Source organism: Halovivax sp. (assembly GCA_007119345.1).
Classification (GTDB): Archaea; Halobacteriota; Halobacteria; order Halobacteriales; family Natrialbaceae; genus Halovivax.
Genome location: SKPV01000114.1, coordinates 1 through 15,177, shown reverse-complemented (window position 1 = coordinate 15,177; position 15,177 = coordinate 1). Strand labels below are relative to the sequence as shown.

14 protein-coding genes are annotated in these 15,177 nt (G+C 67.5%); 11 read left to right on the top strand and 3 right to left on the bottom strand.

All coding sequences use genetic code 11. From position 1 onward, the window contains the following. Positions 1 to 673: 673 nt before the first annotated feature. Positions 674 to 2,050 carry an NAD(P)/FAD-dependent oxidoreductase gene (locus QZT59_RS07635; RefSeq protein WP_290813710.1) on the bottom strand — a complete coding sequence of 459 codons (1,377 nt, stop codon included), beginning with the start codon at positions 2,048 to 2,050 and terminating at the stop codon, positions 674 to 676. Between the two features lie 277 nt (positions 2,051 to 2,327). On the opposite strand from QZT59_RS07635, the gene QZT59_RS07630 reads away from it, so the two are divergent. The 9 genes from QZT59_RS07630 to QZT59_RS07590 all read left to right on the top strand — a co-directional run bounded on the left by QZT59_RS07630 (position 2,328) and on the right by QZT59_RS07590 (position 10,748). Beyond that, the gene (locus QZT59_RS07630; RefSeq protein ID WP_290813707.1) at positions 2,328 to 3,116 is read left to right on the top strand and encodes an enoyl-CoA hydratase-related protein; all 789 of its coding nucleotides are present in this window, start codon (positions 2,328 to 2,330) and stop codon (positions 3,114 to 3,116) included. Between the two features lie 71 nt (positions 3,117 to 3,187). Next, positions 3,188 to 4,156: a D-2-hydroxyacid dehydrogenase gene (locus QZT59_RS07625; protein WP_290813704.1), complete on the top strand. Its 969-nt coding sequence runs from the start codon at positions 3,188 to 3,190 to the stop codon at positions 4,154 to 4,156. Positions 4,157 to 4,395: 239 nt separating this feature from the next. Then, positions 4,396 to 4,926, top strand: coding sequence for a hypothetical protein (locus QZT59_RS07620; RefSeq protein WP_290813701.1), 531 nt, complete (start codon positions 4,396 to 4,398; stop codon positions 4,924 to 4,926). Between the two features lie 77 nt (positions 4,927 to 5,003). Further along, positions 5,004 to 5,855, top strand: coding sequence for a cyclopropane-fatty-acyl-phospholipid synthase family protein (locus tag QZT59_RS07615; RefSeq protein WP_290813698.1), 852 nt, complete (start codon positions 5,004 to 5,006; stop codon positions 5,853 to 5,855). A gap of 354 nt (positions 5,856 to 6,209) precedes the next feature. Then, complete coding sequence (locus QZT59_RS07610; RefSeq protein WP_290813695.1) at positions 6,210 to 7,226, top strand: bifunctional oligoribonuclease/PAP phosphatase NrnA; 1,017 nt, start codon at positions 6,210 to 6,212, stop codon at positions 7,224 to 7,226. Between the two features lie 152 nt (positions 7,227 to 7,378). Next, complete coding sequence (locus QZT59_RS07605) at positions 7,379 to 8,059, top strand: type 1 glutamine amidotransferase domain-containing protein (RefSeq protein WP_290813692.1); 681 nt, start codon at positions 7,379 to 7,381, stop codon at positions 8,057 to 8,059. A gap of 55 nt (positions 8,060 to 8,114) precedes the next feature. Next, positions 8,115 to 8,336, top strand: a complete 222-nt coding sequence (locus tag QZT59_RS07600; RefSeq protein WP_290813690.1) for a DUF1918 domain-containing protein — start codon at positions 8,115 to 8,117, stop codon at positions 8,334 to 8,336. 76 nt (positions 8,337 to 8,412) lie between these two features. Further along, positions 8,413 to 8,850, top strand: coding sequence for an RNA-binding protein (locus tag QZT59_RS07595; protein WP_290813688.1), 438 nt, complete (start codon positions 8,413 to 8,415; stop codon positions 8,848 to 8,850). A gap of 158 nt (positions 8,851 to 9,008) precedes the next feature. Then, positions 9,009 to 10,748 (top strand): YcaO-like family protein, encoded by a 1,740-nt coding sequence (locus tag QZT59_RS07590; protein ID WP_290813685.1) that lies wholly within the window; start codon positions 9,009 to 9,011, stop codon positions 10,746 to 10,748. A gap of 222 nt (positions 10,749 to 10,970) precedes the next feature. On the opposite strand, the gene QZT59_RS07585 is transcribed toward QZT59_RS07590, so the two are convergent. Continuing rightward, positions 10,971 to 11,387 (bottom strand): hypothetical protein, encoded by a 417-nt coding sequence (locus tag QZT59_RS07585; protein WP_290813683.1) that lies wholly within the window; start codon positions 11,385 to 11,387, stop codon positions 10,971 to 10,973. 159 nt (positions 11,388 to 11,546) lie between these two features. Between QZT59_RS07585 and QZT59_RS07580 the strand changes: the two genes are divergently transcribed. Then, positions 11,547 to 12,026: a cupin domain-containing protein gene (locus QZT59_RS07580; RefSeq protein WP_290813680.1), complete on the top strand. Its 480-nt coding sequence runs from the start codon at positions 11,547 to 11,549 to the stop codon at positions 12,024 to 12,026. Positions 12,027 to 12,067: 41 nt separating this feature from the next. Here QZT59_RS07580 and guaB read toward each other — a convergent pair whose 3' ends face one another. After that, the gene (guaB, locus tag QZT59_RS07575) at positions 12,068 to 13,567 is read right to left on the bottom strand and encodes an IMP dehydrogenase (protein WP_290813677.1); all 1,500 of its coding nucleotides are present in this window, start codon (positions 13,565 to 13,567) and stop codon (positions 12,068 to 12,070) included. Positions 13,568 to 14,045: 478 nt separating this feature from the next. Here guaB and QZT59_RS07570 point away from each other — a divergent pair, with 478 nt between their 5' ends. After that, complete coding sequence (locus tag QZT59_RS07570) at positions 14,046 to 14,960, top strand: DUF5794 domain-containing protein (RefSeq protein ID WP_290813674.1); 915 nt, start codon at positions 14,046 to 14,048, stop codon at positions 14,958 to 14,960. Positions 14,961 to 15,177 lie beyond the last annotated feature (217 nt).

The following is a 15,177-nucleotide window of genomic DNA, read 5'->3' as shown; positions in this document are numbered from 1 at the left end:
GACGACGAAGAGATGGACGACGAAAACGACGACGAAAGTTAGGTCAACCCCGACGACGGGAAGGAATTTCGGCCGGGTGAGCGCTCGACCTCACTGATAGCCTCGCGGACGTCGGGAGCGCTCGACGGGCCGGACCGGATCGTCGAGCGACATCGTCGCGACCCAGAAGCGGGTCAGTATCTAATTCGCCACCGCTGGGTCCGTAGATCTCGAGATCGGCTCCGCGGATCAGCGCGACCGGCCAATCGTGCCCGATATCGTCGCTCACTTCCGGACGACGAAACGATCGACCGGCAGAGTCGTCGCTGGAAGGAGCACTCCGCGTATGAATGGGTGTGCGCCCGGAACACTAACGTCCAGCCTCATCCCCGGGCGGCGTGCCGCGTCGGCTGGCTAACCCTCGTGCCGGGCGTGCGGGGATCCTGACGGATCCCCGACTTGTGAGACGGCGGGAGCCGTCGATCGGGTGGTTCCGTTAGGAACCACCGGATGGCGAGACGGTGTGAACCATCTCCCCGCTGTCGCGCGCCCGGGTTCGCCGCTCCGTCATCGCACCCGTGCGGGTTAGCTCGGGCGGGGACTGAGGCGCGCAGCGGAGGTAGGTGGTGGGTGCTGAAAACGCTTTCTTCGTCGTTCGGAGGCGCTCGATCCGGTGTCGGCGACGGGATGACGTTCAGTAGACGTACTCGTCCTCCCGGAACTGGACGTAGCCGCCGTTGCGGTACCGGAACTTTCGGCGCTTGTAGCCGAGAACCAGCTTCGACGCCCCGATACCGGCGGCGTACCGGCGGGCGAGCAGCCGACCGCCGCGTCCGTCGCCGGTCATCCCGCTCGCGATCGAGAACGCTCGATCCCAGTCGTCGGGCCCGTAGTCGGCGACGATGTCGGCGAAGGAGACGTTACGGAGGATTTCGTCGCCGATCGCTCGCTTCCAGACCTCGTTGTACGATTCGAGTCGATCGGCGGCGGCCAGGCGACCGGCGATCTTGCCGGACCGGACGGCGACGTGGTAGCCGCCCTCGTGGAACGCCGAGGTGGTACCCATCGCCCCGCCGGCGACCGCGATCCCCGCCTGCACGGGCGAGTCGATCGGCCGCGTCGAGGAGATCGGGTAGGTTTCGGTCCCGCGGGATTTGCCGCGGTCCTCGACGATCGGGATGTCCGCATCGACGTCGTACTCGTCGCCGTACTGGATCTCGAGGAGCCGCCGAATGTACTCGGATCCGGAGGGAATACCGTCGTCCGTCGGTTTCAGGAGACGGTAGGATTCGGGGTGCTCGATATCGTCGAGATCCATCCCGATTGGCATCGTGAGCCCGACGCGTGCCACCGTCCCGTCGTTCGGGAACACCCACGGGTACGCGGTCTCGCCCGGCATCCACCCCCACCAGAAGACGAGTCGATCGTCCGGGAAGAGCTCCTCGGGGAACTCCCGGTACTCCTGGTATGCGATGTGGTTCGCCGTCGGGGGCGACAGGTGCTCGGAGATGCTGCGCCCGGGCGGGGTGAACTGATCGAGCGCCTCGAGCGTGATCCGGCGTTGTGGACCATCGGCCAGGACGACGCGATCGGCTTCGATCTCCTCGCCGTCCGAAAGCGTGAGCGTGTGACTCCAGCCGCCTCCGGAGCGCTCCGATTCCAGATTGGAGACGCTCGTCCCCACGCGGATGTCGGCTCCCGCGTCCCTGGCGCGTTCGTAGAGCCAGTCGTCCATACGCGCTCGGTGGAAGGTAAACCCGAAGGTCGGATACGAGGCGTCTATGCCCGTCGTGTTCAACTCGACGCGTTCGGTCGGGCCGACGAAGTCGGTCCCCGACAGCTCCCTGAGGATCACCTCGTCGGGAATTTCCCGGTAGTCGACGTCCATGATGTCGACCCAGTAGTCGAGCATGCCGGCCGCGTCGGTGGAATCCGGTCCCAGCTCGTCGCGGTCCTCCCGCGGGACGCCCTGCTCCAAACAGACCGTTTCGGCGCCGCCGGCGGCCGCCTGCTCGGCGGCCGAGGCGCCGGCGGGGCCGCCCCCCACGATCGCGACGTCTACGCGTTCCATGTGCCGGTGCACTCAGTGGGCCCTAATAAGCAGTCTGAAAACTCGTCCGTTCGAACGGACCTCGATCGCGGACCGACGTCCGGGTCCAGGATCGAATCTGCGGACCTCCGTTTGCGTCCGGGATCGGGTCTGGGGATCGACATCCGGATCCAGGATCGGATCCGGGGGATCTTCGTCCGAGTCCGGGATCGGATCGTGGGACGAGACTTTTCGAACGGGTCGACGCGTGATCGTCGAATCCGCCCGGTTTTTGACGAATCGCGTCCCAATCCATCTCATGGTCCAGTCAGCAGACGTGACGACCGATATCGTCGGCGATGTCGGGCGCGTGGTCATGGACCGTCCCGATCGACACAACGCCATGGATCCGGAGATGGCCGCGGCGATCGCGACGGCGCTTCACGAGTTCGCGACGGACGACGGGGTTCGCACCATCGCCCTCACCGGGAGCGGGGGAACGTTCAACACGGGCGCGGACCTGTCGACGCTCGACGGCGACGAGCGCGACGCCGACGCGATCGACGCCGTGGCCGGACCGCTTCACGACGCGGTCCGGACGATGACGCGCGCACCGAAGCCCGTCGTGACGGGAATCAACGGCGTCGTCGCCGGCGGTGGACTCGGCCTGGCGCTCGCGTCCGACGTCGCGGTGATGGCGAACGACGCGCGGTTCGAGTACGCCTACCCGTCGATCGGCCTCTCCGGCGACGGCGGGATCACGTGGCTGCTCCCGCGGCTCGTCGGTCTTCGGCGCGCACAGTCGTTCGCGCTGCTCGGCGAGCCGATCGACGCCGCGGAGGCGGTCGATCGCGCCCTCGTCACCGAAGCGGTCCCCGCGGACGAGTTCGACGATCGCTTCGCGACGGTGGCCGCCGATCTCGCGAGCGGCCCGACCGAGGCGTTCGCCAGGATCCGACGCCTGTTCTTCGAGGGAACCGACCGCGGACTCGGCCGTCACCTCCGACACGAGCGCGAGTCCCTCACCGGGTTGACGACGACCCGCGACTACGCGACCGGCATCGGGACCTTCTTCGAGGACGAGGACCCCTCGTTCGAGGGTCGCTGATTTCCGGCGGAGTCCCGATTGCCGCGCTTCGGGCGGTCCCTTCTAAGAGGGTTCGGCCCGAGGTGCCAGCCATGACCGACGACATCGACGTCCTCGTGTTGCGCCGCGGCACCCACGGAATGCCCGTCTCGCAGTACGTCGACGCGCTCCGCGATCGGTTGCCGGACGGTTCGGTTCGCCACGCCCGAACGCCCGCCGAGGAACGCGAGGCGATCGCGTCCGCACGCATCGCGACGGGGATGACGATCGACGAGTCGCTGCTCGACGCCGCCGACGACCTTCGCGTCTTCGCCTGTGCCTACGCGGGGACCGGTCACTTGCCCCTCGAACGCCTGCGAGCCGACGGCGTCGCCGTGACGAACGCGTCGGGCGTGCACGGTCCGAACATCGCGGAGCACGTGATGGGCGCCATCCTCTACTTCACGCGACGCTTCCACGTCGGCGAACGGCGCCAGCGCCGGCGGGAGTGGCGTCACTACCGTGCCCGCGAACTCGCAGGGTCGACCGTCACCGTGGTCGGCCTCGGCGCGATCGGTCGGACGGTCTGCGATCGGTTGGGCGCGTTCGACGTCGAGACGATCGGCGTCCGCTACTCGCCGGAGAAAGGCGGCCCCGCCGACGAGGTCGTCGGCTTCGCTTTCGACGGGTTCCACGACGCGCTCGCGCGGACGGACTACCTCGTTCTGGCGTGTCCGCTCACGGACGAGACGCGAGGGCTGGTGGGAGCGGCCGAGTTTCGGACCCTTCCACCGGACGCCGTTCTCGTCAACGTCGCCCGCGGCCCGGTGGTCGATACCGAGGCGCTCGTCGGGGCGCTCCGCTCGAACCAGCTCCGGGGGGCATCACTCGACGTGACCGACCCCGAACCCCTTCCGGAGGATCATCCGCTCTGGGCCCTCGAGAACGTCCAGATCACCCCGCACAACGCCGGACACACGCCGGCGTACTACGATCGACTGGCCGACATCGTCGCCGGGAACGTCGAACGCTACGTGGAAACCGGATCTCCCGACGGTCTCGAGAATCAGGTCGTTCCGTGAGCTGGTCCTCCCGGGCTCTCCAGTAGCGGATCGTCACGTGAACCGACCCTCCCAGGGTCTCGAGTACCTAGCCGTTCCGTGAACCGACCCTCCGGGGACCTCGAAAAACGGGACGGTTCGCGAGCCGGCCGACCACCGATCGTCTACAGAGACGGGCCGATCGCTCGGGTCCGGACGATGCTCGTCGATCGGGTTCTGACACCAGCACGTATATGATAGATCGGTTCGAGGTGGCCCGTATGCGCGGCGACGAGCGTTCGACGCTGTCCGGACTCTCGAGCCAGCACGTCGCACTGGCGGCGATCGGATTGCTCGCCGTACTCTTCGGCGTGCTCCCGGCGACCCGGCCGCTGGTTTTCGTCGCGGTCTGGCTCCTGGCCCCCGTCGCGGCGTTCGGCTCGTTGGTCCTGGTCTTTCGCGGGCGATTCGAATTGCGGAGCGCACGCGGTATCGTGTTCGCGATGATCTGTGGCGCCGTCGCGTTCGTGACGATCCCGCTGGGGTACGCGATCGCGTCGCCGACGATCGGCGAGCCGGTCACGTTCTTCGGTCTCCTCTCGGCCATCGTCGCCGTCGGATTCGCCAAACTCTCCGTTTCGAGCGGCGTTTCGTCGGGCGACCGAGACGTGCCCGCCGTCGAATCGTTCCCCGACCTCGAGTCGAACGGGGAGGAGCTCTCGCGGGCGAAGATCGAAGAGATCACCGGCGAGGTCGCCGCGAGCGAGGGGAACGATGCGCCCGACGCCGATCGGCGGAACTCGATCGAGTGACCGGCGACCGATCGCGCCTCGCTGTGGATCGGTCGCGTGCAACACCGTTAAGAGGGCTAGCGGACTACCGCTCGCCGATGCGGAGCGACGACCTCGACGGCCGCACGATCGCCGCGATGTACGAGGCGTCCCACCCGCTTCACGAACGGCTCTGGGACCAAGAGGGTCATCGGAGCTATCATCACGGGTTCTACGAGGACGAAGACGTCGACCCCGACGTGGCCGTCGAGACGATGATCCGGCGGCTCGCGGACGAGGCGACGCTCGCAGCGGGCGACCGCGTGGTCAATCTCGGCTCCGGCGTGGGCGAGGACTCGGTCTGGCTGGCTCGCGAGCGGGGGGCGACGGTCGTCGGGGTCAACATCCACGACCGCCAGCTCGAGGCCGCACGCGAATACGCTCGCGAGGCCGGCGTCTCGGACCGGGTTACGTTCAGGTTCGACGATTTCCACGAGCTCGAAACCGTCGACGACGACTCGACGGACGTCGTCTGGGGGCTCGAGGCGCTCTGTCACGCGAGCGACGACGGACGGGTGGTCGAGACGGCCGCTCGCGTCCTCGGCGACGACGGGCGGATCGTGTTCGCCGACCTCTTCCGGCGCGGCGGGGGATCGTCCGGCGATCGCGATCGGTTCGAGAAGCTCTACGACGCGTGGGACGTCCGCTACGATCCGATCGACGAGCTGGTCGCGGCGCTGGAAGACGCCGGATTTCGGAACGTCTCGGTCGAGGACGTGACCGACGCGGTCGAGCCGTCCCTGGAGAACGCCTATCGGATGAGTCTGTACGGATATCCCTACTACAGACTGCTGCATTTCCTGGGTCGGGTCGACGACCGCGTCGTCGGCCTCTCCATCGGCGGTTATCACTGTTACAAGCTCGTCGAAAGCGACGCGATCGGCTACTACGTCGTCTCGGCCGAACGGTAACTGAGTCACGTGGCCGCCGTCGACTCGACCGATCGATATCTGAATCACGAGGCCGACGTCGTCTCGTCCGACCGGTGAGTGGGTCGGGGGATCCATAGTCGGATCGTCTGACCGGTGAGCGGGTCGAAGGAACGCCGTCGTCTCGTCCGACCGGTGAGTGGGTCGGAGGGGCGCCGTCGTCTCGTCCGACCGGTGAGTGGGTCGGAGGGGCGCCGCGGTGACCATCTTCGGTACCGAGGTCGAGACGTTTTCGCCGCCGCGAGGCGAAGCCGAACCGATCGTTGCGCTCTCCAGACCCCTCAGCGCGCGCGTTTCGACACTGGGTTCAAGCGTTTTCGTCCCCTACAGGGGGACATGTCACACGCGGCGGAGCTCGCGGACGCGCTCTCGGACGTCGACTCGGTCGCCGTCGTCTGCCACGACAATCCGGACCCGGATTGCCTGGCGAGTGCGCTCGCGTTCGAACGCATCGCACGGGCGCAATCGGTCGGCGACGTCGCCATCATCTACGGGGGCGAGATCTCTCACCAGCAGAACCGGGCGTTCGTCAACATGCTCGATATCGACGTTCGCCACGGCGAGGACGTCGACGTCGGCGAGTACGAGTACGTCGCTTTCGTCGATCACTCGCGACCGGACGGGAACTCGGCGATCGATCGACAGGTGTCGGCCGACGCGGTGGTCGATCACCATCCGAACGGTCGCGTCGACGCGCCGATCACCGACGTCCGGACCGATTACGGCGCGACGGCCACCATCTTCGTCGAGTACCTGCTCGAACTGGACGTCGAACTGACCACTCGACTGGCGACGGCGCTGCTTTTCGCGCTCCACCGCGAGCGACTCGACTTCATCCGCGATCCGACCATCTGCGAGTACGAGGCCGCGCTGGCGGTCTATCCCACGGCGGATCTCGAGTCGCTGGAGCAACTATACGGGAGCGCGTTCACGCCGGCGACGATCGACGCCATCGGCCGCGCCATCCGAACCAGGGAGCGCCGGGGGTCGGCGCTCGTCGCGAGCGTCGGCCGAACCGCCGAGACGGACGCTCTGCCGCAGGCGGCCGATTACCTGCTGAACGTCGAAGGCGTCAATTCCGTGCTGGCGTACGGCGTCGTGGGTGACGCGATCAGGTTGAGCGCCCGATCGATCGACCCGCGGGTGAACGTGGGCGAAACGTTGCTCGACGCGTTCGACGAACTGGGCGGCGTCGGGGGCCATCACGACATGGCGGGCGGACGCATCGACCTCGGAATCTTCGCCGACGATCCCGACGCCGAAGACGTGGACGAACTGCTGTCGTTCGTCGGCCGACGGATCGAGCGACGATTCTTCGAGGCCCTCCGCCTGGACGGAAACGAGGAGCGTTGAACCGAACGCAAGCGACGTCGGTGCCAGCGAAGGGACGTCGCCGCCAGCGAAGCGACGCCGCCGCCGGCGAGACGTGACCGATCACTCCGTCGATCGCCGGCCCCGCCGTGCGCCGGCAGGGCGCTTATTCGCGTCGACGGGAAACGGCGGGTATGTCCGACGTTCTGTTCGTCGTCAGCGAGGAAGGCTACTGGGGAGACGAGTGCATCACACCCCTGGAATCGCTATCGGCGGCCGGGTACGACGCGACCGTCGCCACGCCGTCCGGCGACCCGCCGGTGATCGACGACCGTTCCGTGGATCCGGAACAGGTCGGCGAGGAGACCGCCGAACGCGTCCGCGAGGTCCACGAGCGGGACGAGCGGTTGAACGATCCCGTTCCAGTGGCGGCGGTCCGCGCCGACGACTTCGACGCGGTCGTCTTTCCGGGCGGTCACGGGACCGAGTGGGACGTCAACCAGGACACGCACGCGAGAACGCTCCTTCGGGAGACGATCGCCGGAGACAACGGGGTCGCGCTCGTCGTCTGCCACGCGGTCGGGATCCTCGCGTTCGCCCGCGACGAAGACGGATCGTTCCTCGTCGAGGGACGGTCCGTCACCGGCTTCCCGAACGAGTGGGAGGCGGATATCGTCGACGAGGCCGATCGGATGCCGGACGGTCGCAAGCTCCCGTACTGGGTCGAGGACGAAGTGAAAGCCGCCGGCGGCAACTGGGACGCGGCGCTCGGCCAGGACGAGAGCGTCACCGTCGACGGCGACCTCGTCACGGCGCGCGGGCCCGAATCGTCGAACGCGGCCGCCACCACCCTCCTCCAGGAATTGGAGGAGTGACGCCGCGTCCGGCGCAGATCAGTCCCTTTTTACACGCAGCGGCGGAACGTCGGGTATGAGCTTCGAGGAAGACGATCGAGTCGTGCTCCACGACAAACACAGCGAGTTCGACGGCGAAGTCGGGACGGTCACCCAGACGATGGAATCGATGTTCGGCGACGTCACTTACACGGTCAGCTTCGAGGACGGCCAGGAGACGGGTGTCCCCGAGGATTCCATCGAGGCCGCAGACGACGCCGACGACGCCGAGGCTCCAAACGACGCCGACGAGGAGTAGACTCGACGAACCCCGCCGGCCGCGTCGGTAACTGACCCGGCATCCGGCTATCGAACGCACGATCCACCGCGAACCGATGGCGAAAATTCCCATACACTACGTCGACCTGCGGACGTTCTGCTACGCCACCGAAGACGACAAACGCGTCGAGGCGGCCCTCAGACGCTTCCTCCCCAAGGACTTCAAGATCGAGCGGGAGGAAACCGAAGGCCACTTCGGCGACCGGATTCTCGTCTTCTCGGCCAGGGTCGAGACCGCCGACGAGATCAGGTACGTGGTCTCCCGGCTGGGCGAACTCGAGGAGATCGATCGGATCCGCGCGGAACTCGACGAACGAGTCACCGAGAACACGGAGCTGTTCGTGCGACTCGACAAGCAAGCCGCCTTCGGGGGGTCGGTCCGGCTCGGCGACGGGATCACCGTCCGCGGGAAGGTCGAGGCCTATCCGGCGACGAAAGAGGCGGCCGTCGAAAACGCACGCGAGGTTCTCGACGAGCTGGCGGACGACGCGTGACGGCTCCGGCACCGTCGCCCAAACCCGGTCGGATCCGTCGCCACCGCTGGCCCCGTGCGGCGAGCGAGGAATACGCCCAGCCGTCGCCCCACTCGGTTACGATTCCGTTCCGACGATCGAACGCGGCATTTTTTACGGCTGGCCGCAACGGTGAACGCATGGTAGTACACGTCGTCGGCGACGACCCGGTCCGAGAGGAAGTCGTGGCCGCACTGGCCGACGTCGATGTGAGCGTTCGAGAAGCGAGTGCGAAGGAGCTGGCGGACGCCCGTCTGGCGGTCGTCGCGGACGTCGCGGGCTCGGAACGGTTCCGACTCGCCGATGCGACCGCGAGAGAGGGCGAAACGCCGTGGATCGCGGTCGAGGTCGGCGGAGTGGGCGGTCGGCCGATGTCGTCGGTCGACGTCTCCGTCGCCGGGTTCTCGGCGGATACGGGCTGTTACAACTGTCTCAAGGCTCGAGTCGCTTCGACGCGTGACAACTACGTCACGACGGCGAACCCTCGCGGGGAGCGCGCGTCGGTTAGGGTGGCGGGCGCGATCGCGGGGCGCGAGTGCGTCCGCATCCTGTCGGACGACGACGAGACCGTTCTGGGCTCGGTGGTCGAACTGCCGTACGTTCGGCGGCGGTTCTTTCCCGTCCCGGTCTGTCGGTGTCACCCGCAGGGCCGCGACCGCGATCTCGCGTTCGAGGACGGCGACGCCCTCGATCTCGACGCGGCCGTCGACGCCGCCGAACTCGCGATCGACGACCGCGTCGGGCTGGTGACGAGCATCGGCGAAGTGGAGTCGTTCCCCGCGCCGTACTACATGGCGACGACCGCCGACACGCGACCGTACAGCGAGGGCGAGGCGGCGAAACAGGCGGCGGGCGTCGACCCAGATTGGAACGCGGCGTTCGTGAAGGCGATCGGCGAGTCGCTCGAGCGGTACTGCGCGGGGGTCTATCGGGAGCACGATTTCATCGAATCGACCGCGACGGACCTCGAACGGGTCGTGGAACCGACCGCGTTCGCCCGGCCGGACGACGCTCCGGCCTACGACCCGTCCGAGTCCGCTTCCTGGGTCGAGGGCCGGGATCTCGCGACCGGCGACGTCGTCTACCTGCCCGCCGACGCGGTGCACTTCCCGCAGCCGGGAGGCGGGCTGGTTCCCCAGATCACGACGGGACTCGGTCTCGGCTCGTCCACGACGGACGCCGTCATCTCGGGCCTGACGGAAGTGATCGAGCGCGACGCCACGATGCTCGCCTGGTACTCCACGTTCGATCCGCTCGGGCTGGAGCTCGACGACGAGCGATTCGAGGCCCTGACTCGACGCCTCGCGGGGGACGGGTTATCCGTGACGCCGCTGCTCGTCACCCAGGACGTCGACGTACCCGTCGTCGCCGTCGCGGTACACCGGGAGGGCGGAGACGACGAGTGGCCCGCCTTCGCGGTCGGTTCGGCGGCGGACCTCGACGTCACCGCGGCCGCGCGGTCGGCCCTGGCCGAGGCCGTCCAGAACTGGATGGAACTGCGCTCGATCGGCCGGGACGACGCTGTCGATGCGGGGGCCTGGATCGGCGAGTACGCCGCGCTCCCCGAGGCCGCCCGGTCGTTCGTCGACGTCGATCGAACGGTCGACGCGTCCGCCGTCGGACCGGACCCGGTGCCCGAGGGGGTCGACGCCGTCGAGACCCTCATCGACCGCGTCGCGGCGGTCGGACTGTCGACCTACGCCGCTCGGCTCACGACGCGCGACGTCGCCGAGATCGGCTTCGAGGCGGTTCGGGTGCTCGTCCCCGGTTCCCAGCCGCTGTTCACCGCCGAGCCGTACTTCGCCGAACGGGCCGAATCGGTGCCGCGCGAGCTCGGGTTCGTGCCCGCGCTCGACCGGGAGCCACACCCCTACCCCTGAGTCGACGGGGCTCGCGCTCTTCCGGGCTATCGAACGGTCCCGATCACCGAACGATTCTCGGACGCTCCCACCGAACGTTCGAGCGGCCGCCCTTCCGTCTCCTTCCCACCGAACGTTCGAGCGGCCGCCCTTCCGTCTCCTTCCCACCGAACGTTCGAGCGGCCGCCCTTCCGTCTCCTTTCCGTCGGTCGTGGTTCGACCGGTCAGTCGGCTCCCGCGGGGCTACCGATACGCCAGTTCCAGTTCCAGTCCGTCGTCGGTGATGTAGATGGTCAAACTCTGCGTGCTCTCGCCGACGAGGGTCTCTTCCACGTCGACGATCTCGGCGTCCCCGTCGTCCGGCGAGTCCTCGCCGGTCGTCGGTGCCATGAGTTCGACCACGACCTGGGCGTCGTCGTTCGGAAGCCGTCCGAGCGTCGCCGTCGATTCCGTCGGCGCGCTCACGGCCTCGTCGAACGTCTGACGATTCGTATCGATCTCGTGGGCCGTGATCGTGACGTTCCGTTCGACGTCGGTCTCGTTCTCGACGTTGACGATGATCGGCAGGCTCATCGAGAGCTCGAGGACGCGATCCGCGCACCCGGCGAGACCCACCGTGGAGGCGCCGGCGATCCCTCCGAGCAACGTCCGTCGGTTCACGAGTGGATACTGGCGTCGATCGACCGTGAGTGTTGCCATTTCGAGCGAGCACACCGTCGGTCGGTCGGCGTCGGTACGTTCCGACAGTCACCGATGCGCGAGCGCCTCGGACCTCCGTGCGGGCGAGTCTTTATACGCGGTCGGTCGCCAGGGTCCCGCATGGAGAAAGTCGCCATCGACGAGGTCGAGAACGAACCGAATCCGCTCGACGTGCACACGGTTCGACGGCCGGTGGGACGGGTGCTCGGCCTCAGCGACTTCGCGTTGAACTACTTCGAACTCGAGCCCGGCGAGTCGTTCTCCGGGGGGATGCACACCCATCACGATCAAGAGGAGGTGTTCTACGTCCAGGAAGGCGCGGCGACGTTCGACACCCCGGACGACGAAATCGTCGTCGAATCCGGTGAACTGATTCGGTTCGCCCCGGGCGAGTTCCAAACGGGGTACAACGACGGCGACGACCGCGTCGTCGGCTTCGCGTTCGGCGCCCCGGGGGCGATGCACGACTGGAGCGACCTCGAATCGCTCGTTCACTGTCGCGAGTGCGGCGAGGAGACGGGGCATCTGACGACCCTCACGGAAGCGGGCGCCTTTCGACTGACCTGCCAAGCGTGTGAGAACGAGTTCCGAATTGGGTGAGTGGCCCCTCGGTCGGCAGCGTGGCCCGGCCGACGCCGATGTCACTCGCTGCGCGGCGAGTAGTTCGGCGCTTCGTCCGTGATGACCACGTCGTGGGCGTGTCCTTCGGCCTGCCCGGCCGAGGAGACGCGGACGAACTCGCTCCGCTCTTTGAAATCGGGGATCGTCTCGGCGCCGACGTAGCCCATGCCTGACTGCATCCCGCCGGCGAGCTGGTGGAGTTCCGATTGCAGCGTCCCCTTGTACGGCGTCGCGGCCTCGACCCCCTCCGGGACGTAGTCGTCGTCGTCCTCGGGATCCTCTTTGAGGTATCGATCGCCGTCGCCTGACTTCATCGCGCCGACCGACCCCATGCCGCGGTACTGCTTGTACTTCTTGCCGTTCATCGTCACGACCCGGCCGGGCGCTTCGTCCGTGCCGGCGAAGTACGAGCCGAGCATCACGGCGTCGGCTCCGGCGGCGATCGCCTTGATCGCGTCGCCGGAGTAGCGGATGCCGCCGTCGGCGATCACGGGGACGTCGTGTTCGGCGGCGACGTCGGCGACCTGCGAGACGGCGGTGATCTGGGGCATCCCGGCACCGGAGACGACCCTGGTCGTACAGATCGAGCCGGGACCGATCCCGACTTTGATCCCGTCGGCGAAGTCGACGAGGTCCATCGCGGCCTCCCGGGTGCCGACGTTGCCGACGACCACGTCGGCGTCGACTGACTCTTCGATCTCGCGGGCGCCGTCGATCACGTTCAGATTGTGCGCGTGGGCGGTGTCGATGAACAGCACGTCCGCGCCGGCCGCGTCCGCGGCTTCGGCCCGATCCCGCTCGAACGGGCTCACCGCCACGCCACAGCGGAGGCGACCGTCGGCGTCCCGGACGGCCTGCTTGTACTCCCGACGCTGGAGGATCCCCTGCATCGTCACGAGCCCGACGAGCGTGTCGTCGTCGACCACCGGAACGCGCTCGATCTTGTGCTCGTACATCAGCTCGAACGCCTCGCGGGCGTCGACGTCGGCGGGTGCCGTGATGACCTCGTCGGTCATCGCCTCGGTGACGGGGTCGTCTTCGTTGACTTCGAGGTGCGGTCGGATGTCGGTACTCGAGATGATGCCGAGCACCACGTTCGCGTCGTCGACGACGGGCGCGCCGCCCACACCCTTGCGGGCCATCAGCTCGTCGACTTCGCGGACGGTCATTTCGGGGTCCGCCGTCACGACGTCTTCGTGGGGGATGACGAGTTCGTCGGCGCGCTTGACGCGCGTCACCTCCTCGACCATCTCCTCGACCGTCATGTTCCGGTGGACGACGCCGAGCCCCCCGTGGCGCGCCATCGCGATCGCCATCCCGCTCTCGGTCACCGTGTCCATCGCCGCCGAGAGGATGGGGACCGACACCTCGACGTTCTTCGACACGCGCGAGGAGAGGTCCGCCTGATCGGGCTCGACTCGACTCTCCTTCGGTCGAAGGAGCACGTCGTCGAAGGTCAACGCTTCCGGTACGCGGAGTTTGTCGGAGTAAAATGTCTCCTCTGGAACGTCGTTCGCCATGTAAACTGTCCGAAACGGCCGCCCAAAAGCGTTGCGAGATCGAACGTCGAACGAAACTGATCCGGTCGGACGCGTCGGACACGCCGGATACGTCCGAGACGTCGGGGGCGTACGACACGCGGAGTGCGTACGGAACGTCGGGGGCGTACGACCCGTCGGGTTCGCCTCGACCGGTTGACGACCGCGATCGTCTCGGTGGAGGGGTGATCGGCCGACCACGTGTCGTGTAATCGGCTCTCACGCAACGCTTATTGACGCAACATCTGTTCTATCCACTATGCACGCTGTGAGCGACTTCGATTCCCGACTCGACGGCCTGACGAATCTCGATTTCGTCTCCGCGTTCTTTATCGGGAAAATGAAACTCACAGCGCGAGGTCGGATGTGGATCCCGGACTGGATCACCCGCGCGCAGTCGCTGGGGGACCACCGTTCACATCGCCAACCGGCCGGGGGTCACGGCCATCGCCCCTAGTCGATGAGCACGTCACGTCACCCGATCGCGCTCCGGCTGGAGCGGCTGGGCGGCTCCGACGCCAAACTCCTGGCGCTCGTGATGGGATTACCCTTGATCGACGGGATCTTTCCGGCGTTGATCCTCGCAGGCGCCCTCGACGATCCGATCGGCGCCCTGCAGGTCGGCCTGCTCATCTTCGGTGGGAGCGCCACCGTCGCGGTCGTACTCGCGGAGATGAGCGGGACGCCGCGCGAACAGTCGACCATCGTCCTCCTCGTCGGGGTGCCGCTGATCCTCGTCGCGGCCCTCCAGGCCGCGCTCGCCCCCGCGATCGGGAGCGTCCTCGACCTGGTGATCTTCGAACGCTTCGCCGCCCTGGTGATCGCGGCGATCGCGGCGAAGACGGCCAGCGCCACCGTCGGCGAGTACCTCCCGAGTCCCGGCGTCATCGTCGCGCTGGGCCTGCTCGCGAGTATCGATCCCGCCGGTGCCGACATCGTCTTCCTGGACGATCCGACGCTGGTCGTCCACGCGACCGGCGCGGCCGTCGTGGGCGTTCTCTTCGCCCTCTCCCTCGCGGTCTTCGGTCCGCACCTGCGCGAGCACGTCGACATCGACCGCTTTCGCTTCGGCTGCGCGCTCGCGCTGGGTCTGCTCCCGCTGTCCATCCTGGGGATGCTCCCGGTCGGCCACGCCCCGCTGGCGGTCCTGGCGGTCGCGGCGCTGTTCGCGTTCGACCCCCACGACGACGCATCGCCGGTCGAAGAGCCCGCCTCGCCACAGGCCACCGACGGGGGTGAGCGGTCGACCGGCGAAGAGACGACCGAGCCGCCGGCCGTCGCCGAGGACTCGCTCGCGGACGACGAAGACGGCGACTACGAGACGTACCCGGGCGACGACACGACCGATACCGCCGGCCGCGCCCCCTGGCTCTGACGGCCCCCGAATCGAAACCACTTTAGGCCGGTTCCCCCTACGAGATTTCGAGGGGTCGTGGCCAAGCCAGGAATGGCGACTGACTCCAGAGGCTGACCACCCGGGACGACACTCCAGACTGATATACTGATCGGGCGGCTGATCACCGCTCGTGTGATGACCCTCTGGAGTTCCGAGGTGGACCGGAGATATCAGTCGATCGGGGGTTCAAATCCCT